Below are 20347 nucleotides of genomic sequence, written 5' to 3'. Positions count from 1 at the left end.
ACCCCCTGATCTTCGAACCCTCGAGAAGGTTGTCGAACCATGACAGTCGCCATCGACCGAGCGACCGGCAAGCGGCGCGGTGAGCGAGGACCCCGGCCCGGGCTGGGCCGGCGCCTGAAGCACGGGTACCACAGGCACTGGTACGCGTACGCCATGATCGCCCCGGTGGCGGTCGTGCTCGGGGTGCTCGTGCTGTACCCGCTGGTGTACGGCCTGTACCTGACGCTCACCGACGCCAACAGCCTGAACACCGCGCGCACCATCGGCGTGAACCACATCGACGCCACGTACGAGTTCATCGGGCTCGACAACTACCGGGACATCCTGTTCGGCCCGACGTCCTACGACCGGTTCTGGTCGCACTTCATCTGGACGATCGTCTGGACCGCGCTGTGCGTGGCGCTGCACTACTCGATCGGGCTCGGGCTGGCGCTGCTGCTGAACAAGGAGCTGCGGGGCCGGACCTTCTACCGGCTGCTGCTGATCCTGCCGTGGGCCGTGCCCACGTTCGTCACCGTGTTCGGCTGGCGCTTCATGCTCGCCGACGGCGGCATCATCAACTCGGCGCTGGACACCCTGCACCTGCCGGCGCCGCTGTGGCTGGAGGACACCTTCTGGCAGCGGTTCGCCGCCGTCATGGTCAACACCTGGTGCGGCGTGCCGTTCATGATGGTCTCCCTGCTCGGCGGCCTGCAGTCCATCGACTCCTCGCTCTACGAGGCCGCCGAGATGGACGGCGCCAACGCCTGGCAGCGCTTCCGTCACGTGACCCTGCCCGGCCTGCGGTCCGTCAGCTCCACCGTCGTCCTGCTGGGCATCATCTGGACCTTCAACCAGTTCGCCGTGATCTTCCTGCTGTTCGGCAACAGCGCCCCGGACGCGCAGATCCTCGTCACCTGGGCGTACCACCTCGGCTTCGGACAGCAGCCGCGTGACTTCGCGCAGTCGGCCGCCTACGGCATCCTGCTGCTGGCGATCCTGATCGTCTTCACCTCGTTCTACCGCCGGTGGCTGAACCGCAATGAGCAGCAGCTCGCGATCTGAGGCAGGAGTCCCCATGAGCACCACCACTGTCGAGACCCCCGCCGCGGTGACCGGGCGGGGCTCCGCGGCCGGCGGGCCGGGCCCGGCGCGCCCACGCGGCAGGCGGAGCCCCGCGGCCTCCGTCGCCTCCCACGGCGTGCTGATCGTGGCGAGCCTGATCGCGCTGTTCCCGATCGCCTGGCTGGTCTTCCTGTCCCTCGGACCCGACAAGGACGACTACCTGCACCCCGGGCGCATCTGGGACACGATGACGTTCGACAACTACGCCTTCGTCCTGCGGCACACGAACTTCTTCGACTGGCTGAAGAGCTCGCTGATCGTCTCGCTCGGCACCACGGTCGTCGGCGTCCTCGTCGCCGCCACCACCGGCTACGCGGTCTCCCGCATGCGCTTCCCGGGCTACCGGAAGCTGATGTGGGTGCTGCTGGTCACGCAGATGTTCCCGATCGCCGTGCTGATCGTGCCGATGTACCAGATCCTGTCGGACCTGGAGCTCATCGACAGCTACCTCGGCCTGATCCTGGTGTACTGCTCGACGGCGGTCCCCTACAGCGCCTGGCTGCTGAAGGGCTACTTCGACACCATCCCGTTCGAGATCGACGAGGCGGGCCGCGTCGACGGGCTCACCCCGTTCGGCACCTTCGCCCGGCTGATCCTGCCGCTGGCGAAGCCCGGCCTGGCGGTCGCCGCCTTCTACAACTTCATCACCGCCTTCGGCGAGGTCGCCTTCGCCTCGACGTTCATGCTGGACGACTCCAAGTACACCTTCGCCGTCGGCCTGCAGAGCTTCGTCAGCGAACACGACGCCCAGCGCAATCTGATGGCCGCCACCGCGGTCCTGATCGCGATACCCGTCTCCGCGTTCTTCTACCTCGTGCAGAGGAACCTGGTGACCGGCCTCACCGCCGGCGGCACCAAGGGCTGACCCCCTGCCGCACAGGGGCTCCCGCGCGCCCGGACGCGCGGGACGGCGGCCGCGGTGCCCTCCCCGGTCCCACCGGGCGGGGGAGGGAACCCCGAACGCCGCTGTCACCGCGGCCGCCCCGTACCCGACTCACGACCGTTCCCCCCGAGCCCGGCCCCGCCCGGCCGGGGGATCCCCGACCGCCTCAAGGACGCCATGAGCCTGCAGCACACCTCGGCCGAATCCCCCTCTTCCGAAGCGGCTGTCGCCACCGTCGCCCCGCGCCGCGACTGGTGGCGGGACGCGGTGATCTACCAGGTCTACCCCCGCAGCTTCGCCGACAGCAACGGCGACGGCATGGGCGACCTGGAAGGCGTGCGCTCCCGCCTGCCGTATCTGCGCGACCTGGGCGTGGACGCCGTCTGGCTCAGCCCCTTCTACGCCTCCCCGCAGGCCGACGCCGGGTACGACGTCGCCGACTACCGGGCCGTCGACCCCATGTTCGGCAACCTGCTGGACGCCGACGCGCTCATCCGCGACGCCCACGGCGTGGGCCTGCGCATCATCGTCGACCTCGTGCCGAACCACTCCTCCGACCAGCACGAGTGGTTCAAGCGTGCCGTCGCCGAGGGCCCCGGCTCCCCGCTGCGCGAGCGCTACCACTTCCGCCCGGGCAAGGGGAGCGACGGCGAACTGCCGCCCAACGACTGGGAGTCCATCTTCGGCGGCCCGGCCTGGACCCGGATCATCGAACCGGACGGCACGCCCGGCGAGTGGTACCTGCACCTCTTCGCCCCCGAGCAGCCCGACTTCAACTGGGACCACCCGGCCGTCGGCGACGAGTTCCGTTCCATCCTGCGCTTCTGGCTCGACATGGGCGTCGACGGCTTCCGCATCGACGTCGCCCACGGCCTGGTGAAGGCGGACGGCCTGCCCGACCTCGGCACCCACGACCAGCTGAAACTGCTGGGTAACGATGTCATGCCGTTCTTCGACCAGGACGGCGTGCACGAGATCTACCGGCAGTGGCGGCTGATCCTCGACGAGTACGCGGGCAGCGGCACCGGACCCGGCGCGTCGTCGCCGGACGGGCGGCGCGGGACGGGCGGGCGCATCTTCGTCGCCGAGGCGTGGACGCCCACCATCGAGCGCACCGCCCACTACGTGCGCCCCGACGAACTGCACCAGGCCTTCAACTTCCAGTACCTGGGCGCCTACTGGGACGCGGCCGAACTGCGCGCGGTCATCGACCGCACCCTGGAGTCGATGCGTCCCGTCGGCGCCCCCGCCACCTGGGTGCTGTCGAACCACGACGTGACGCGGCACGCCACCCGCTTCGCCAACCCGCCCGGCCTCGGCACCCAGATCCGCACCGCCGGCGACCGGCGGACGGGCCTGCGCCGGGCCCGCGCGGCGACGCTGCTGATGCTGGCCCTGCCCGGCTCGGCCTACGTGTACCAGGGCGAGGAGCTCGGCCTGCCGGACGTCGTCGACCTGCCGGACGAGGTGCGCCAGGACCCGGCGTACTTCCGCGGCGAGGGCCAGGACGGCTTCCGCGACGGCTGCCGGGTGCCGATCCCGTGGACGCGCGACGGCTCCTCCTTCGGGTTCGGCGACGGCGGCAGCTGGCTGCCGCAGCCGGCGTACTGGGGCGAGCTGAGCGTCGAGGCCCAGCGGGGCGTGCCCGGCTCCACCCTGGAGATGTACCGGGCGGCGCTGGCCGTCCGCCGGTCGCACCCGGACCTGGGCGCGGGCGACGCGGTGGAGTGGCTGCGGGCGCCCGAGGGTGTCCTGGCCTTCCGGCGCGGCGAGTTCGTGTGCGTGGCCAACACCACCGGCGAGTCCGTCACCGCCCCGGCGTACGGCCGCGTCCTGATCGCCAGCGACGAGGTCGCGGAGGCCGGCGGGGAGACCAAGGTGCCCGCCGACACGACGGTGTGGTGGACCACCGCCTGACGCGCCGCAAGACCTTTCGTCGTCTTTCAGGGGCCCGCCGTCCGCACCGGACGGCGGGCCCCGCCGCGTGCGGGCCGCGGCCTGACCACCTCAAGTGGCCCTGGTGCAGCCGTATTTCGCTGGGATGACAGGAACATGTCGAGGGTATTGACCGCCGGAGGCGGGCCTCGTACGGTCTGCTCCACCGCAAGTGGTTGAAAGCTTGCAGCAAGTGCCTTCAACGGGTCTCCCGGACCCTTCCAGCCGATCCTTCAACGGAGAAGGAACCCCCACATGGCCAGCAGAACCCTCTCCGGCGCCCTCGCCCTCGCGGCGGCCGCGTCGGTCGCCGTCGCCGTCCCCGCCGGCACCGCCCACGCCTCCCCGCCCGGCACCAAGGACGTCACCGCGGTCCTCTTCGAGTGGAACTACGCCTCCGTCGCCAGGGAGTGCACCGACACCCTGGGTCCCGCGGGCTACGGCTACGTCCAGGTCTCCCCGCCCGCCGAGCACGTACAGGGCTCGCAGTGGTGGACGTCGTACCAGCCCGTCAGCTACCGGATCGCCGGCCGGCTGGGCGACCGGGCGGCCTTCCAAAACATGGTGAACACCTGCCACTCGGCGGGGGTGAAAGTCGTCGTCGACACGGTGATCAACCACATGTCGGCGGGCGCCGGAACCGGCACCGGCGGCTCGTCGTACACGAAGTACTCCTACCCCGGCCTGTACTCGTCGTACGACTTCGACGACTGCACCTCCCAGATCAGCGACTACCAGGACCGCTGGAACGTCCAGCACTGCGAACTGGTGGGCCTCGCCGACCTGGACACGGGCGAGGAGTACGTCCGCAAGGCCGTCGCGGGCTACATGAACGACCTGCTCTCCCTCGGCGTCGACGGCTTCCGCGTCGACGCGGCCAAGCACATCGACGCCGGCGACCTGGCCGACATCAAGAGCCGCCTGGGCAAACCCTCCGCCTACTGGAAGCAGGAGGTCATCTTCGGCTCCGGCGAAGCGGTCCAGCCCGGCGAGTACACGGGCAACGGCGACGTCCAGGAGTTCCGCTACGCCTACGACCTCAAGCGGGTCTTCACCAACGAGAACCTCGCCCACCTGAAGAACTACGGCGAGGGGTGGGGCTATCTGAACAGCTCGGTGGCCGGCGTCTTCGTCGACAACCACGACACCGAACGCAACGGCTCCACCCTCGACTACAAGGACGGCGCCACCTACACCCTGGCCAACGTCTTCATGCTCGCCTGGCCCTACGGCGCCCCGGACGTCAACTCCGGCTACGAGTGGTCCGACCCGGACGCCGGCCCGCCGAACGGCGGCCGGGTCGACGCCTGCTGGCAGAGCGGCTGGAAGTGCCAGCACAAGTGGCCCGAGATCAAGTCGATGGTGGCCTTCCGCAACGCCGCCCGGGGCCAGGCGGTGACCGACTGGTGGGACAACGGGGGCGACGCCATCGCCTTCGGCCGCGGCAGCAAGGGCTATGTGGCCATCAACCACGAGTCCTCCAGCCTGAGCCGCACCTACCAGACCTCCCTGCCGGCGGGCACGTACTGCAACGTGCAGAACAACACCACGGTGACGGTGGACTCCAGCGGCCGGCTCACCGCCGCCCTGGCTCCCCACACCGCCCTCGCCGTCTACGCGGGCAGGTCGAGCTGCTGATGCCGCGCCGGCCCGCGCCGCGCCCCACCGCGGCGCGGGCCGGCGCCGTGGTTGAAAAGTCTTACCGATGTTTTCAAGCCTCTTGCTGTAAACCTTTCGTCAGCGTTACGGTCACGCGGGCGCCCGGAACCGAAGCCGAGCCGCGGCGTGGGGCCGGACCCAGAAGAGCCGTAATCGCAAGGAGTTCCCGCCTGTGATACCGAGATGGCCGGCGCCCTCGAAGCGCCGTACCCCGTACCGGAGGAGAGCCGCGGCCGTCACCGCCGCCGCCCTCGCCGCCGCCCTCGTGCAACCGGTGGCCGCCCACGCGGACACCCCGCCGGCGCCCCCCTCGGACGCCGCGCTCGCCGCCCAGCCCGCCCGGCACGACGCCACCCGCGAGCAGTTCTACTTCGTCATGCCGGACCGTTTCGCCAACGGGGACACGGCCAACGACAGGGGCGGCCTGGCCGGTTCGCGCCTGAGCACCGGCTACGACCCCACCGACAAGGGCTTCTACCAGGGCGGGGACCTCAAGGGCCTGGCCGAGCGGCTCGACTACATCAAGGGCCTGGGCACCACCTCCATCTGGATGGCGCCCATCTTCAAGAACCGCCCCGTCCAGGGCACCGGCGCCAACACCTCGGCCGGGTACCACGGTTACTGGATCACCGACTTCACCCAGGTCGACCCGCACTTCGGGACCAACAAGGACCTGGCGGACCTCATCTCCAAGGCGCACGCCAAGGGCATGAAGGTCTTCTTCGACGTCATCACCAACCACACCGCCGACGTCGTGGACTACCAGGAGAAGTCCTACGACTACCTGTCCAAGGGCGCCTTCCCCTACCTGACGAAGGACGGGCGGCCCTTCGACGACGCCGACTACGCGGACGGCGGGCGGAAGTTCCCGGCCGTCGACGCCGGCTCCTTCCCGCGCACCCCGCAGGCCGCCCAGAAGCCCAAGGTCCCGGCCTGGCTCAACGACCCGGCGATGTACCACAACCGGGGCGACTCGACGTACGCCGGCGAGTCCACCACCCACGGCGACTTCTCCGGCCTGGACGACCTGTGGACCGAGCGTCCCGAGGTCGTCCACGGCATGGAGCGGATCTACCAGCGGTGGGTCGGCGACTTCGGCATCGACGGCTTCCGGATCGACACCGTCAAGCACGTCAACATGGAGTTCTGGACCCAGTGGGCCACGGCGCTCGACCGGTACGCCGCCGCGCACGGGCGGAAGAACTTCTTCATGTTCGGCGAGGTGTACTCCGCCGACACGAACGTCACGGCCCCCTACGTCACCCAGGGCCGCCTCGACGCCACGCTCGACTTCCCCTTCCAGGACGCGGCCCGCGCCTACGCCTCCCAGGGCGGCAGCGCGAAGAGGCTCGCGGGCGTCTTCGGTGACGACTACAAGTACACGACGGACAAGGCCAACGCGTACGAGCAGGTCACCTTCCTCGGCAACCACGACATGGGCCGCTTCGGGTACTTCCTGAAGCAGGACAACCCGAAGGCCACGGACGCCGACATCCTGAAGAAGGACATGCTCGCCAACGAGCTGATGTTCCTCAGCCGCGGCAACCCCGTCGTCTACTACGGCGACGAGCAGGGCTTCACCGGCTCCGGCGGCGACAAGGACGCCCGCCAGACGATGTTCGCCTCCCAGGTCGCCGACTACCTCGACGACGACGAGATCGGCACCGACCGCACCCACGCCGCCGACGCCTACGACACCCGCGCGCCGCTGTACCGGCAGATCGCCGCGCTCGCGAAGCTGCGCAAGGACCACCCGGCCCTCACGGACGGCGTCCAGACCGAGCGCTACGCGGCGGACGGCGCGGGCGTCTACGCCTTCTCCCGCAACGGCACCGGCCGGGACCGCACCGAGTACCTGGTCGCCTTCAACAACGCCGGCCAGGCCAGGACGGCGACCTTCGCCGCCGGCTCCGCCGGCATGACCTACCGCGGCGTCTACGGGACCGGGGTGGCCGTGACCTCCGGCGCCGACCGCAAGGTCACCGTCACCGTCCCGGCCGGATCCGCCGTCGTCTACCGGGCCGCGCACCGGCCCGCCGCCCCGGCGGCCGAGCCGGCGATCACGCTCACGGCCCCGGCCGCCGGCGCCACCGGTACCGTCGAGCTGGGCGCCGGCGTCTCCGGACGCGGCCTCGACCGCGTCGTCTTCGCCGCCCAGGTCGGCAACGGCGCGTGGAAGGTGCTGGGCTCGGCCGACCACGCCCCCTACAAGGTCACCCAGACCCTCGGCGAGGACGTCCCCGCCGGCACCGCCCTGCGCTACAAGGCGGTCGTGATCGACTCCGCCGGGCGCACCGCGAGCGCCACGGCGAGCAGCACCACCGGCACCCCGCCCGCGCCCGAGGTCCCCAGGGCCTCCTCCCGGGACTACGCGGTCGTCCACTACAAGCGCACCGACGGCGACTACGCCGACTGGGGCCTGTACGCCTGGGGCGACATCGCCGACGGCGAGGCCACGGACTGGCCCGCGAGCCACCCCTTCACCGGCCGCGACGCCTACGGCGCGTTCGCCTGGGTCAAGCTCAAGCCGGGCGCCTCCGATGTCGGCTTCCTGGTCATCGACAAGGACGGCGACAAGGACGTCTCCGCCGACCGGAGCATCGACGTCACCAGGACGGGTGAGGTCTGGATCGAGCAGGGCAAGGCCGACGTGGCGACCGAGAACCCCGAGCACCCGGCCCAGGACAGGACCAAGGCGGTCATCCACTACCACCGCGCCGACGGCGACTACGACGGCTGGGGCCTGCACGTCTGGACGGGCGCGGCGAACCCCACCGACTGGTCGAACCCGCTGAAGCCGGTGAAGACTGACGCCTATGGCGCGGTCTACGAGGTGCCGCTCTCCGAGGGTGCCACCAGCCTCAGCTACATCCTCCACAAGGGCGACGAGAAGGACCTCGCCACCGACCAGTCCCTGGACCTCAGGACCAGCGGCTACGAGGTGTGGCTGTTGAACGGCCAGGAGAAGCACCTCCTGCCGCAGCCGGCGGGCAGCGCGGCCGCGCTCGACCTCACCACCTCCAAGGCGGTCTGGATCGACCGGAACACCGTCGCGTGGAACGGTGCCGAAGGCGCCGCCTCCACCCAGCTGCTGTACTCCCACGACGGCTCGATCGCCGTCAAGGACGCCACGCTGACCAGCGACGACGAGCGCTGGCTCCGGCTGGCGAAGACCACCCTCACCGGCGCCCAGAAGGCCGCGTTCCCGCACCTGAGGGACTACACCGCCTGGTCCGTCGACCCGCGCGACCGGGACCGGGTGCGCGAGGCGCTCAGCGGGCAGATCGTGGCCTCGCAGCGGGCCGCCAACGGCGCCGTGCTCGCCGCGACCGGCGTGCAGATCGCCGGAGTGCTGGACGACCTGTACCGCGGCGCGACCGAGGCCGAGCTGGGCCCGGTCTTCCACCACGGCAGACCGACCCTGTCGGTGTGGGCGCCCACCGCCCAGTCCGTCCACCTCGACCTCGACGGGCACCGCGTGACGATGCACCGGAACGCCGCCACCGGCGTCTGGTCCGTCACCGGTCCCGCGTCCTGGAAGGGCAGGTCCTACCGGTACGTCGTGAAGGTGTGGGCGCCCAGCGTGCGCAAGCTGGTCACCAACAAGGTCACCGACCCGTACTCGGTCGCCCTCACCGCCGACTCCGAGCGCAGCCTCGTCGTCGACCTGGACGACGGGGCCCTCGAGCCGAGCGGCTGGTCGACCCTGCGCAAGCCGAAGGCGGTCCCGCTGAAGGACGCGCAGATCCAGGAACTGCACATCCGTGACTTCTCGGTCGCGGACAGGACCGTCCCGGCCGAGGACCGGGGCACCTACCTGGCCTTCACCGACAAGAACAGCGACGGCTCCCGGCACCTGCGGACCCTGGCCGGGGCGGGCACGTCGTACGTCCACCTGCTGCCCGCCTTCGACATCGCCACCATCCCGGAGCGGAAGGCCGACCAGGCGACCACCGACTGCGACCTGGCCTCCTACCCGGCCGACTCCGCCAGGCAGCAGGAGTGCGTGGCGAAGACCGCCGCGAAGGACGCCTACAACTGGGGCTACGACCCGTACCACTACACCGTCCCCGAAGGCTCCTACGCGACCGACCCCGACGGCACCGCCCGCACGGTCGAGTTCCGCCGGATGGTCCAGGCGCTCAACCGGGACGGCCTGCGGGTGGTCATGGACGTGGTCTACAACCACACGGCGGCGAGCGGCCAGGCCGGCACCTCCGTGCTCGACCGGATCGTGCCCGGCTACTACCAGCGGCTCCTCGCGGACGGGTCGGTGGCGAACAGCACCTGCTGCGCGGGCACCGCGCCCGAGAACGCCATGATGGGCAAGCTGGTCGTCGACTCGATCGTCACCTGGGCCAAGGAGTACAAGGTCGACGGCTTCCGCTTCGACCTCATGGGCCACCACCCGAAGGCCAACATCCTCGCCGTCCGCAAGGCCCTCGACGCGCTCACCCCGCGCAAGGACGGCGTCGACGGCAAGCAGATCATCCTGTACGGCGAGGGCTGGAACTTCGGCGAGGTCGCCGACGACGCCCGCTTCCCGCAGGCCACGCAGAAGAACATGGCCGGCACCGGCGTCGCCACCTTCTCCGACCGGGCCCGGGACGCGGTGCGCGGCGGCGGCCCCTTCGACGCCGACCCCGGTGTCCAGGGCTTCGCCTCCGGCCTGTACACCGACCCCAACGCGTCCCAGGCCAACGGCACCACGGCCGAGCAGAAGGCCCGCCTGCTGCACTACCAGGACCTGATCAAGGTCGGCCTGACCGGCAACCTCGCCGGGTACCGGTTCACCGCCTCGGACGGCAGGGAGGTCACCGGCGCGGACATCGACTACAACGGCGCCCCCGCCGGATACGCGGACGCCCCCGGCGACGCGCTCGCCTACGTCGACGCGCACGACAACGAGTCGCTGTTCGACGCGCTCACCTACAAGCTGCCGAAGGACACCCCGGCGGACGACCGGGCGCGGATGCAGGTCCTCGCCATGGCGACGGCGACCCTGTCGCAGGGCCCGGCGCTGTCCCAGGCGGGCACCGACCTGCTGCGCTCGAAGTCCCTGGACCGCAACTCCTTCGACAGCGGCGACTGGTTCAACGCCATCCACTGGGACTGCCGGGACGGCAACGGCTTCGGCCGCGGGCTGCCCCCGGCGGCCGACAACGAGTCCAAGTGGCCGTACGCCAGACCCCTGCTGGGCTCCGTGCGGGTCGGCTGCCCGCAGATCGACGGCGCCTCGGCCGCGTACCGGGACCTGCTCCGGATCCGCAGCACCGAGAAGGCGTTCTCCCTGGCCACCACCGAGCAGGTGCAGTCCCGCCTGTCCTTCCCGCTGTCCGGGAAGGACGAGACCCCCGGGGTGATCACCATGCGGCTCGGCGACCTGGTCGTCGTCTTCAACGCGACCCCCGCGCGGCAGGAGCAGCGTGTGGGCTCCCTCGCCGGCGCCCACCTGCGGCTGCACCCGGTGCAGGCCTCCGGCGCGGACACGGTCGTGAAGACCTCCTCCTACGACGCGAAGTCCGGGACCTTCACCGTCCCGGCGCGCACGGTGGCGGTGTTCCGGGCCGGCTGACGCCGGTGTCCGAAGAGGTGGGGCGGGCCCGCACGGGGCCCGCCCCACCTCGCGTTCGCCGGTGTGCCGGACGGTGTGGACGGCGCGGCGGGCACCCGCGCCCCAGGACCCGAACGGTGCGGGAGGCAGCCCCGGCGCCCGACGCCGTGGCCTGATCCGGCCCGGTGCGCACGCACCGCCTAGGGTGATCCCGTTGCCGTAGAACAGGAGTGCCTCATGCCGCAGATCACCGTCGACTACTCGCAGTCCCTGGCGGACGGCTTCGACCGGCCCGGGTTCGCGCAGGCGCTGCACGCCGCGGCGGTCGAGATCGTGGCCGCGAAGCCGGAGGCGTGCAAGACGCAGTTCCGCCCGGCCGGGGACACCACGGTCGGACCGGACACCGGCGGCCACGCCGTCGTGCACGTCACCGTCGGGCTGCTCGCCGGCCGGACCGACGAGGCCAAGGCCCGGCTCACCGAGGAGACGCTCGAACTGCTGCGCCGGTTCGTGAAGCCGGCCGGGGGCCTGGCGCTGCACGCCTCGGCCGAGGTCCGCGACCTCGACGCGTCCTACCGCAAGTTCGACGCCTGAGACCCGGCCCGCCCGGCCGGGCGCCGGCCTCGAAGCCGGTCCCCGGCCGGGCGCGCTCGCGGCGCCCGAGAGACCGTCCGCGTTCGCGGGCCCGAGGGGCCGACCGCGCCCGTGGAGCCCGAGGGGCGGTTCGCGTCTGCGGCGCGGTTCGCGCCCGCGGAGCCCGAGGGGCCGTTTGCCGCGCGCGTGGCGCCCGAGGGGCGGTTCCCGCGCGTGGCGCCCGAGGGACGGTTCGCGTCTGCGGCGCGGTTCGCGCCCGCGGAGCCCGAGGGACCGGCCGTCGGTGCGGCGTCAGCCGGTCAGGACGCCAGGGCGACGAGCCGGGTGACCAGGTCCGCGAACGGGCCGTCGCCCGGCTCGTCCCGGAGCGTCCGGCGCACCAGGGCGCCCAACTCCTCGTCGTGGGCCGCGGCGACGGCCAGCAGCGCGGCGAAGTCGTGCACCAGCTGCCGCTCCAGCTCCTCGCGCGGGATGCGCCGGCCGTCCAGCCAGATCAGCGCCGTCGACTCCGTCAGCGAGATCCACGAGCGGACGACCAGTTCCAGCCGTGCGGGCGCGTCCTCGACGCCGAGATGCGCGAGCATCTGGTCGTACGCGGCCTGCCGCACGGAGTCGATGAGCGCGTTCGTCGTGGACGAACCGGCCGCCGGTCCGCCGCGTATCAGCGCCGAGAAACCGGGACCGTGCTCGTCCACGAAGTCGAAGAACCGGCCCATCACCCGCAGCAGCCGCGCGCCCAGAGGACCCTCGCGCGGTTCGGTGAACCGGCCCGCCAGATCGTCGGAGGCGCGCTGCAACGCGGCCTCGTACAAGCTGAGTTTGCCGGGGAAGTAGTGGTAGACCAGCGGCCGCGAGATACCCGCGGCCGACGCTATCTCGTCGATGGAGACGTCGTCGGGCGAACGACGGCTGAACAGTTCGAGGGCGACGCCGATCAACTGCTGCCGCCGTTCCTCGACTCCCATCCTGCGGCGAACCCCGGTAGTCATGCGAACACCTTACCGATCGAATCCGGCCGCGACCGGACGGAGCGGGCGCGGTCCTCGCAGGCGCCCGCCACAGCCCCGCGGGCACGGTGGCCTCCTTCCCGCGGCGGCCCGCGCGGGCCCTGCCGGGCCTACCGCAGCACGCCGAGCGGCGTCCCGTCCTCCAGCACCCCCTTCAGGCTCACCTGCGCGCCCCGCTTGCCCCGGACGGTGAGCAGGTTGCCCTGCGTGGACCCCGTGACCTCGCCCGTCGCGCTGATCGACGCGGTGTCGCCGTCGCCCGCGGCGAGCAGGTACCAGGAACCCGTCCGCCCCTTCCACAGCACCCCGGCCAGCACGTGGGGGACGCGCGGCCCGCACTGCGGCACGTTCTCGGCCTGCGCCGCGACCGCCCCGTACTTCCCGGCCGGCGAGCGGAACTGGGCCAGTACGCGCGTCCCGTCGCCGCGCCAGGTCTCGGCCCGCGTGCACACCCACGCCGCCGTGCCGCTCCCGTCGGGCAGCGGCTGCCCGGCGTACTGCCAGGCGTTCACCGACCGCACACCCTGCGTGCGCACGCTGCCCAGCGAGCAGGCGAACGGCGCCCAGGCGCGCAGCCGCTTGCCGGAGACCTCGCGCGGTGCCGCCGGGCGGCCCGTGGTGAGGTGCGCGGGCACCAGCTCGCCGAGGTCGCTGAGCAGATGCCGGCCCGAGTCGTCCCTCAGCTGCAGCGCGTGCCACGACGTGCAGGCGCCGGTGGCCTGCGCGGGGCTCGCCAGCGGTGTCGTGACGCCGTCCCGCAGGGGGAGGCCGGTCGCCTGCGCGTCCGGGTCGACCAGGTCCCGCTCGGCCGCCGTCCGCACCCACGGGGCCGTCAGATAGCGGACGTTGCCGTCGGCGCGGCCGAGGACCACCGCGCTCGCCTCCGCACCGGTGGCGCCGTCGACCCGGGCGAAGTCCAGCGCCGCGCCGGCCGTGGAGTCCTTCGGCTCGGCGTAGCGGGCGATGCGCAGACCGTCGTACAGGACCACCACGCGGGCGCCGTCGACCTCGCCCGCGTACAGCAGCCGCGGCGGGCCGGCGGGGCCGCCCGACGGGGTGCCGGGGGTCGTCGAGACGCGGACGCCCCGGCCGGGGCGGGCCCACACGGCGAGGGCGCGGCGCAGCAGCGCGGTGTCCCGGGTGAGCGCACCGCGCGCCGGCCACACGGAGAAGTCCAGACGTGCGGAGGTCTTCCAGGCGGTGGGCGCCGCCCTGGTCAGCCGTGCCGGGTCGAGCGCGGCCCTGGCGGACGGGTTCTCCGCGTAGGCGGGGGCGGCCGCGCCGTCGGGACCCCAGCCGTCGCCGGGCAGGGCGACGAGGGCCCCGGACACGGCGAGGGCGGCGGCCGCGGCCAGCACGGCCTTGGTGTGGCGCCTGCGCCGCTTCAGGTCGGTGGGCCGGGCCTGCAGCGAGCAGGGGTCGAACTCGGAGGAGTCGAGGAGAGCGGGGCTCGCGGGGACGTCGTCGGCCCGGCGCAGGGCCTCGTCGGCGTCCTCCACACCCGCGGCCGTCAGCACCTCCCGCACGGTGGCGTCCGGAAGCTCCTCGAGACCGCGCAGGACGTAGGCGGCGCGGGCCGCGGCCGGCAGGGCCGACAGCTGCTGCTCCAGCGCGAGTTCGTCGGCACCGCCCGAGCGCGGGAAGAGCCGCAGCCCCCACACCTGGGGCAGCAGCGGCGGCAGCTGGGCGCGCCGGGGCCACCACCCGCCCTTGCGCGGCAGGCCCGCCGCCAGCGCCGAACGGAGCACCTGGAGCCGGATGAGGGCGTAGCCGGGATCGGCGTCGCGCCTGCTGGACTGGGCCGGGATCGCGGCCGCCGACGAGCGTCCGCGGGGCAGCGCCCGCTGGGTCAGGGCGTGCGCCGTCAGGACGCGCCGGTTGCGGCCCGGGCCCGGCGGCAGCACCAGATAGGCGAGCCGGACCAGCCGCGGGTAGTGCTCGACGAGTGCGGCCTCGGCCTGTTCGACGTCGATGACGGGGTCGGCCGGGGCCGAGGGGGAGTGCGGGGCGACATCCTGTGACTGCACGCTCAGCAGAACGAACGGACCGTCGAATGGTCACCGCCGCGCGGCGTCCTCGCCCTCCGGGGCGGCCAGCAGCCGCGCGTAGGCCGCCATCGACCGCTGGTAGCGGGGCAGGTGGGGCGCGAGTGCGCCGAGGACGAGGGACAGACCCTCCCGGTCGCGGCCGAGGCTGGACAGGCACAGGGCGAGACAGGCGCGCACGGCGTCGTCCAGCTCGTCCGAGGGGGCGTCCAGCTCCGGCGTCAGCAGCTCGACGCCCTCCTCCGCGCGCCCGGTGTTCCGCAGCGAGCTGGCCAGCTGGATCGTCGTCCGGCGCCGCCGGTGGCCGGACAGCCCGCGCGCCAGCGCCTCCCGGTACAGCGGCACCGCCTTGTCGGAGTGGCCGGTGGAGTCCCAGGCGCAGGCCCGCTCGAACGGGCCGAGCGGGCTGCCGTCCGGCAGCTCGGCGGCGAGCGCGTCGATCACCGCGCGGAAGGCGGCCTCGTCGCCCCTGGCAGCGTAGTCGTCGAGGGTCGCCCAGGCGGCGGCCACACGGGTCTCCCAGTCCTTGTCCATGCGCCCACCCTCACACACGGGTGCCCGCCGCCGCACCGCATTTGAGCAGCGCGCGGATCCCGCCCGTATCGAAGGGCGGGCCCCCTCCCGGGGGCCTCGTGCGGCATGCTTGCGCCCAGTGCCGCCGGAAGGGACCGGAGGAACAGATGAGGTTGACCCGACCGATGCTCGTGGGGGCCGGCGCCGCGGCGGTCCTGGTACTGGCGGGCTGCGGCTCCGGCGGCGACGCGGCCGCGAAGGTGCCGCCGACGGCGACCGGCAGCCTGGAGAGCCTGGCTGCCCGGGTGAAGTGCACGCCGGACATGCAGACGGACGCCGACGAGATCCGCCAGGCCCTGTGCCGGAACCCCGACGGCAGGTTCGTCCTCGCCACCTTCTCGACCGACCGCGGCCAGCGGGAGTGGATCAACGAGGCCAAGGACTACGGCGGTCACTACCTCGTGGGCCGCAAGTGGGTGGCCGTCGGCGACGACGGGGTGGTCACGGCGCTGCGCGGCCGGCTCGGCGGGGACGTGGAGAACGGCACCGACCACAGCGCCCACGGCGCCCACGGCGGCCACGCGGGCTGAGCCGCCCCGCACACGGCGAAGGCCGGCGGCGGGATCTCCCGCCGCCGGCCTCCCTCACCGGTCACCGCTCAGTGCGTCACTGGCACTTCCGGCCGCTGTTGACACAGTTGGCGATCTTGTTCGCCAGGTTGCCGGTCGTGATGCTGATGAAGTCGTCGTGGTCGGTGGCCGCCTTGTGCAGCTGCTCCGGGAAGCCGTCCACCGCGTAGGCGTTCTTCACCTGGCCGTTCTCGATCACCGGCCGCGGCACGTCGTACACCAGGCGCATCGTCAGCTGCGGGATCGCCTTGAACCCGTTCTGGCAGTTGCCGTTCCCGTCGGCGAAGGCCACGTGGGAGCGGTGGTTGGCGCTGTCGGTGTTCTGGCCGTCCCAGCAGCTTTGGAAGGCGAACGAGCGGACCACCTGGCTGCCCTCCGGGCAGATCGGGTACTGCTCGGTCAGCTGCACCTTGTTCTCGAAGCCGGTGCAGCTCCAGTGCGCGTTGGCGTTCGCCAGGCCGTTGGTGGTGGTCTTGGCGTCGCCGGTGATGATGCGCAGGAACTGCGGCATCGCCACGACCTTGCTCTTCGGGCTGCCGACGTACTTGATCTCAACCTGCTTGGCGGTCAGGATCCGGCCGACGTTGCCCTCCTTGCCGCCGCCGTCCTGGTTCTGGTCGAACTCCTGCGTGCCGTCCTGCGCACGGAGCACCGGCCAGTAGTAGGAGGACAGGTCGTTCTTGTTCTGGCAGCTCGTCCCGCCCTGCAGGAACGTGTCGTTGCTGGAGAACGCGTTGATCTTCTGGTTGCCGGTGTAGTCGTGGGTGTGGTGCGCGCCGTTGGTCACACCGGGCGCCACGATGACGTTGTCGGTGTTGTAGTTCTTGTTGGCGTTCACGCCGCACCGGGTGGTGAACGTACCGGTCGAGGCGTTGCGGCTCTGGCGCGGCTTCGCCTTGACGTTCGGCTGGACCTGGGTGATGTCGACGAAGTCCGCCGCGGTCGGGCCGTTGCCGGCCTGGCCGCCGATGCCGCCGTTCTGGCCGCCGCCGTTCTGGCCGCCGCCGTTCTGGCCGTCACCGTTGTTCTGACCGTCGTTGTTCTGGCCGTCGTTGTTCTGGCCGTCGTTGTTCTGGCCGTCGCCGTTCTGCTGCTGGTCGCCGTTGCCGTTCTGGCCGCCCGCGTCGGTCCGGTTCTGGTCGGCGCTCTGGGTCGTGCAGCCGGCGAGCCGGGACAGCGAGGTCGAGAACGATCCGCCGGCCCGCTGGATGGTGATCCTGATCCGGTCGATGGTCGCCGCCCGCTTCTCCTTGAGCGGCCCGACGATCGCGTTCTGCACGAAGTTCGCGTCGTTCGCCTGGGTCTGGCGGGTGGAGGCGAGGCGGGCGTAGGCGTCGGTGATCTGCTTGTCGAGGTTCGCCAGCTCCCTGTCGACACCGGCGCGCGCGCCGCGCGGAACGTCCGTCATCCTCTGACCCACGTCCGGGCACGCGATCGTCGCCACCTGCGCACTGGCGGACTTCGTGCGGTTCTGCCACGTGTCGTTGCCCGACTCGTGGGCAGAGGCGTAGAAGTTCGCCCAGATCAGCCCGCCCCCACCGAGCGCTAGGGCCGCCGATGCGGCTATGGCCTTCGTGGCCAGCGGCGTGCGGCGTTTTCGTGTGTTGCGTCCCATGGAACTCCTCTGACTTCCTTGCGGGGCAGCATCGAGGCGCCCGACAGGAGTGAAGCGGCTCCCTTCCATACGGACGTGGTCTCGCGGGTGTTCAGCCGTCGCGGGAACTTCTTCGACGCGCCCCGTGCCACCGGCGCCCCAACTGCCCCTCGCGCACGCTGAGTTGCCGTGACGTCACCGAGGCGGCCGGTGCGCCGCCCGGCGCGGGTCACAGCCCTCCGGCCGGCGGCCGCAGACCGAGCACCCGCGCCTCCACCGCCGGATCGAGGCCGGCGGCGGGCCGGTCCGGTCGCCGCGGGGCGCTGCCGCCCAGCGTCCGCAGCCAGCTCCAGGTGTCGCCGACGGTCTCGGCGACGGGCCGGCAGAGCAGGCCCGTCGCGACGGCCCGTGAGACGTCGGCGGTGTGCACACCGTCGTACAGGTCGCTGCCCGGCGGCACCCACACCGGCAGCTCGGTCCACGGCTGGATGCCCGCCGCGAGGACGGCGGCGGGGTCGGTCCAGCGCAGCTCGGCGTCCGACCCGGTGACCCGCACGCACGCGTCGAGCAGCGCGCCCATGGAGGCGTGGCCCCGCGGGGAGCAGAGGTTGTACGGCCCGCCCAGCTCCCGCTCCACCGCCCCGAGGACCCAGCCGGCCAGGTCGCGGACGTCGACGTAGCTCAGCGGCAGCTCCCGCGGCCCCGGCGCCAGGACGGGACCGCCCCGCGCGATCCGGCTCAGCCACCACGGCAGGCGGCCGACGTTCTCGTACGGCCCGAGGATCAGCCCGCAGCGCACCAGCAGCGCACGGTCCGCGAAGGCCTCCGTCGCCGCCAGCTCGCCGCCCCGCTTGTCCCGCGGGTAGTCGCTCGGCCCGGCCCCGGCCGCGGCGTCCTCGACGAGGGGGGGCGTCCTCGGTGTACCCGGCGGGCCGGGGCCAGTCGTACACGGAGCAGCTCGAGACGTACACGTACCGGGCGGCGCGGCCCCGCAGCAGCCGCGCCGCGTCCCGTACGGCGCGCGGCGCCGCGGACCAGGTGTCGACGACGGCGTCCCAGGTGCCGTCCGTGAGGGCGGCGAGCCCGTCCGGCGCGGTGCGGTCGCCGCGCAGGACCCGTGCCCCGGCCGGGGGCTCGTGCCGGCCCCGGTGGAACACCGTCACCTCCCACCCGCGCCCGAGCGCCGCCTCCACGACGGCCCGCCCCACGAACTCCGTACCGCCCAGCACCAGAAGTCTCATGCGCCGACTGTGCCCGCGTCGGCCGCGGAACGGTACCGCCCTCTGCCGTCAGCAGAGGGCTAGTCGCCGGTCGGGGGCGTGTACTTGTAGCCGACGCGGCGCACCGTCTGGATCGTCCTGCGGTGCTCCGGGCCCAGCTTCCGGCGCAGCCGGGCGACGTGGACGTCGACGGTGCGGCCGTCCCCCACGTGGCCGTAGCCCCAGACCGTGGTGACCAGCTGGTCGCGGGTGTGCACCCGGTGCGGATGGGCCACCAGGTGCGCCAGCAGCTCGAACTCCAGGTAGGTCAGGTCCAGCGGGCGCCCGGCCACCTCGGCGGTGCGCCGCGCCGCGTCGATGCGGACGAGCGGATCACCGGTGCCGGCGGGCGGCGCGGCCGTCACGCCCGCCGGGCCGCCGGAGCCGGCCGGGGCGGTGGCGTCCGCGGGAGCCGTCAGGGTGTGGTCGGCGGCCGCCGGCAGGAACGGCGGCTGCTGACCGGCCGGGACGAGCAGCAGGTAGCCGACCATCGGCGGCCGGCCCGGCAGGCTGGGCAAGGTGTGCTGCGGAGCCGGCAGCCAGGTCGCCCCCGGCGGGAGGAGGTGGGTGACGTCGGCCGGTTCGTCCCGCTCGACCGCGCGCAGCCGGTGGCGCGGGCCGCCGGCGGACGGGCCGGTGAAGGCGGGGTGGGAGACGGCGGCGGGAGCGGTGACTGCCGCGGTGGAGAGAGAACGGGTGGTCGCCATGAGAGGTCAGCTCTTTCGCGCGAGGTGTGCGTCGGCAGGAGCGACGGCCGCGAGTTCGTGGTCGGTGCCGTCGGGGACGTACGTCGTGTCGCGCTGGCCGGGGCCGCAGGTACGGCGTGATGCCGGGGATACGGCCTTACAGGGCCCGCGCGTCGGTCGCGCGGCAACACACCCGGTCGAAGTCGTCGTGCTGACGGGAAGGCCAGAACGGCTGGAGGTCGTGGCGACCCGTCGCGCTGTGCGTGTGGAAGCCGGCCATGCCCCCATTGAAGCAGACACCGGTCCTCCGCAGCAGCCTCCTCTCACAGGCTGGACGCCCCGCCCGGCCGGACACCCCCCGGCCGGCGGTGCCGGACGGGCGGCCCGCAGGGCGGCGACGCCGGGTCACCCGACCGCGGGGCCGGCTGGTCACCCGCCGCCGGCGGCCGCCTCGCGCATCCCCTCCAAGAAGTCCCGGACGGCGGCCCGTTGGTGCGCGTCGTACCCGCGCAGCAGTTCCACGGCCCGCGCGATCAGGGGGCCGAAGGAGGACCAGCCGAGCTCGACCGCGCGTTCCGTCGGCTCGATCAGCACCCTGCGCCGGTCGGCCCCGCTGCGCACCCGCCGCACCTGGCCGGCCCGCTCCAGACGGTCGATCAGGGCGGTCGTGCCGGCCGAGTTGAGGCCGAGGGCGGCACCGAGCCGCCCGGCGGTCGTCTCCTCGCCCGCCCGGCGGGCGTCCATGAGCGCGATCAGCGCACGGACGTCGGTGGGGTGCATGTCGTTGCGGTACGCGAACCGGGCGCTGTGCAGGCCGAGTTCGACCGTCGTCGCGCGCAGCAGGTGGACGGTCTCCAGCTCGGGGTCACGCGCCTCCACGTCCGT

13 protein-coding genes and 1 pseudogene are annotated in these 20347 nt (G+C 72.7%); 7 read left to right on the top strand and 7 right to left on the bottom strand.

The genetic code is table 11. From position 1 onward, the window contains the following. The first annotated feature begins 39 nt into the window (after positions 1–39). The 6 genes from ABZ920_RS27970 (at position 40) to ABZ920_RS27945 (ending at position 11729) form a co-directional block, all read left to right on the top strand. Positions 40–1044 carry a sugar ABC transporter permease gene (locus ABZ920_RS27970; protein ID WP_361510708.1) on the top strand — a complete coding sequence of 335 codons (1005 nt, stop codon included), beginning with the start codon at positions 40–42 and terminating at the stop codon, positions 1042–1044. A 13-nt stretch (positions 1045–1057) separates the two neighbouring features. After that, positions 1058–1969 carry an ABC transporter permease subunit gene (locus ABZ920_RS27965; RefSeq protein ID WP_361510705.1) on the top strand — a complete coding sequence of 304 codons (912 nt, stop codon included), beginning with the start codon at positions 1058–1060 and terminating at the stop codon, positions 1967–1969. 195 nt (positions 1970–2164) lie between these two features. Beyond that, positions 2165–3904: a glycoside hydrolase family 13 protein gene (locus tag ABZ920_RS27960; RefSeq protein WP_361510703.1), complete on the top strand. Its 1740-nt coding sequence runs from the start codon at positions 2165–2167 to the stop codon at positions 3902–3904. Positions 3905–4177: 273 nt separating this feature from the next. Next, a complete protein-coding gene (locus ABZ920_RS27955; RefSeq protein ID WP_361510700.1) occupies positions 4178–5560 on the top strand; it encodes an alpha-amylase family protein in 1383 nt (460 codons plus the stop codon). Between the two features lie 193 nt (positions 5561–5753). Next, positions 5754–11156 (top strand): pullulanase-type alpha-1,6-glucosidase, encoded by a 5403-nt coding sequence (gene pulA / locus ABZ920_RS27950; RefSeq protein ID WP_361510697.1) that lies wholly within the window; start codon positions 5754–5756, stop codon positions 11154–11156. Positions 11157–11372: 216 nt separating this feature from the next. Next, positions 11373–11729, top strand: a complete 357-nt coding sequence (locus tag ABZ920_RS27945; RefSeq protein WP_361510694.1) for a 5-carboxymethyl-2-hydroxymuconate Delta-isomerase — start codon at positions 11373–11375, stop codon at positions 11727–11729. A gap of 299 nt (positions 11730–12028) precedes the next feature. Here the strand turns inward: ABZ920_RS27945 and ABZ920_RS27940 are convergent, their stop codons facing one another. From ABZ920_RS27940 to ABZ920_RS27930, 3 genes are all read right to left on the bottom strand, one after another. Further along, positions 12029–12718: a TetR/AcrR family transcriptional regulator gene (locus ABZ920_RS27940; protein WP_361510691.1), complete on the bottom strand. Its 690-nt coding sequence runs from the start codon at positions 12716–12718 to the stop codon at positions 12029–12031. Positions 12719–12846: 128 nt separating this feature from the next. Next, positions 12847–14763 carry a hypothetical protein gene (locus ABZ920_RS27935; protein ID WP_361510688.1) on the bottom strand — a complete coding sequence of 639 codons (1917 nt, stop codon included), beginning with the start codon at positions 14761–14763 and terminating at the stop codon, positions 12847–12849. A gap of 30 nt (positions 14764–14793) precedes the next feature. Continuing rightward, on the bottom strand, positions 14794–15315 hold the full coding sequence (locus ABZ920_RS27930; RefSeq protein WP_361510685.1) for a tetratricopeptide repeat protein: 522 nt from the start codon (positions 15313–15315) through the stop codon (positions 14794–14796). A gap of 146 nt (positions 15316–15461) precedes the next feature. Here ABZ920_RS27930 and ABZ920_RS27925 point away from each other — a divergent pair, with 146 nt between their 5' ends. Beyond that, a complete protein-coding gene (locus ABZ920_RS27925; protein WP_361510682.1) occupies positions 15462–15884 on the top strand; it encodes a hypothetical protein in 423 nt (140 codons plus the stop codon). A 76-nt stretch (positions 15885–15960) separates the two neighbouring features. On the opposite strand, the gene ABZ920_RS27920 is transcribed toward ABZ920_RS27925, so the two are convergent. From ABZ920_RS27920 to ABZ920_RS27905, 4 genes and pseudogenes are all read right to left on the bottom strand, one after another. Next, positions 15961–17538, bottom strand: coding sequence for a DUF1996 domain-containing protein (locus ABZ920_RS27920; protein ID WP_361510679.1), 1578 nt, complete (start codon positions 17536–17538; stop codon positions 15961–15963). Positions 17539–17746: 208 nt separating this feature from the next. Continuing rightward, positions 17747–18758: pseudogene (locus ABZ920_RS27915) on the bottom strand (SDR family oxidoreductase). A gap of 59 nt (positions 18759–18817) precedes the next feature. Next, positions 18818–19483 carry a winged helix-turn-helix domain-containing protein gene (locus ABZ920_RS27910; protein WP_361510676.1) on the bottom strand — a complete coding sequence of 222 codons (666 nt, stop codon included), beginning with the start codon at positions 19481–19483 and terminating at the stop codon, positions 18818–18820. A gap of 408 nt (positions 19484–19891) precedes the next feature. Beyond that, entirely contained in the window at positions 19892–20341 is a 450-nt protein-coding gene (locus ABZ920_RS27905; protein WP_361510673.1) for a MarR family transcriptional regulator, read from the bottom strand. Positions 20342–20347: the final 6 nt, after the last annotated feature.

The organism is Streptomyces sp. NPDC046831 (assembly GCF_040645305.1).
GTDB lineage: Bacteria > Actinomycetota > Actinomycetes > Streptomycetales > Streptomycetaceae > Streptomyces.
This window is presented reverse-complemented; position numbering and strand designations above follow the sequence as displayed.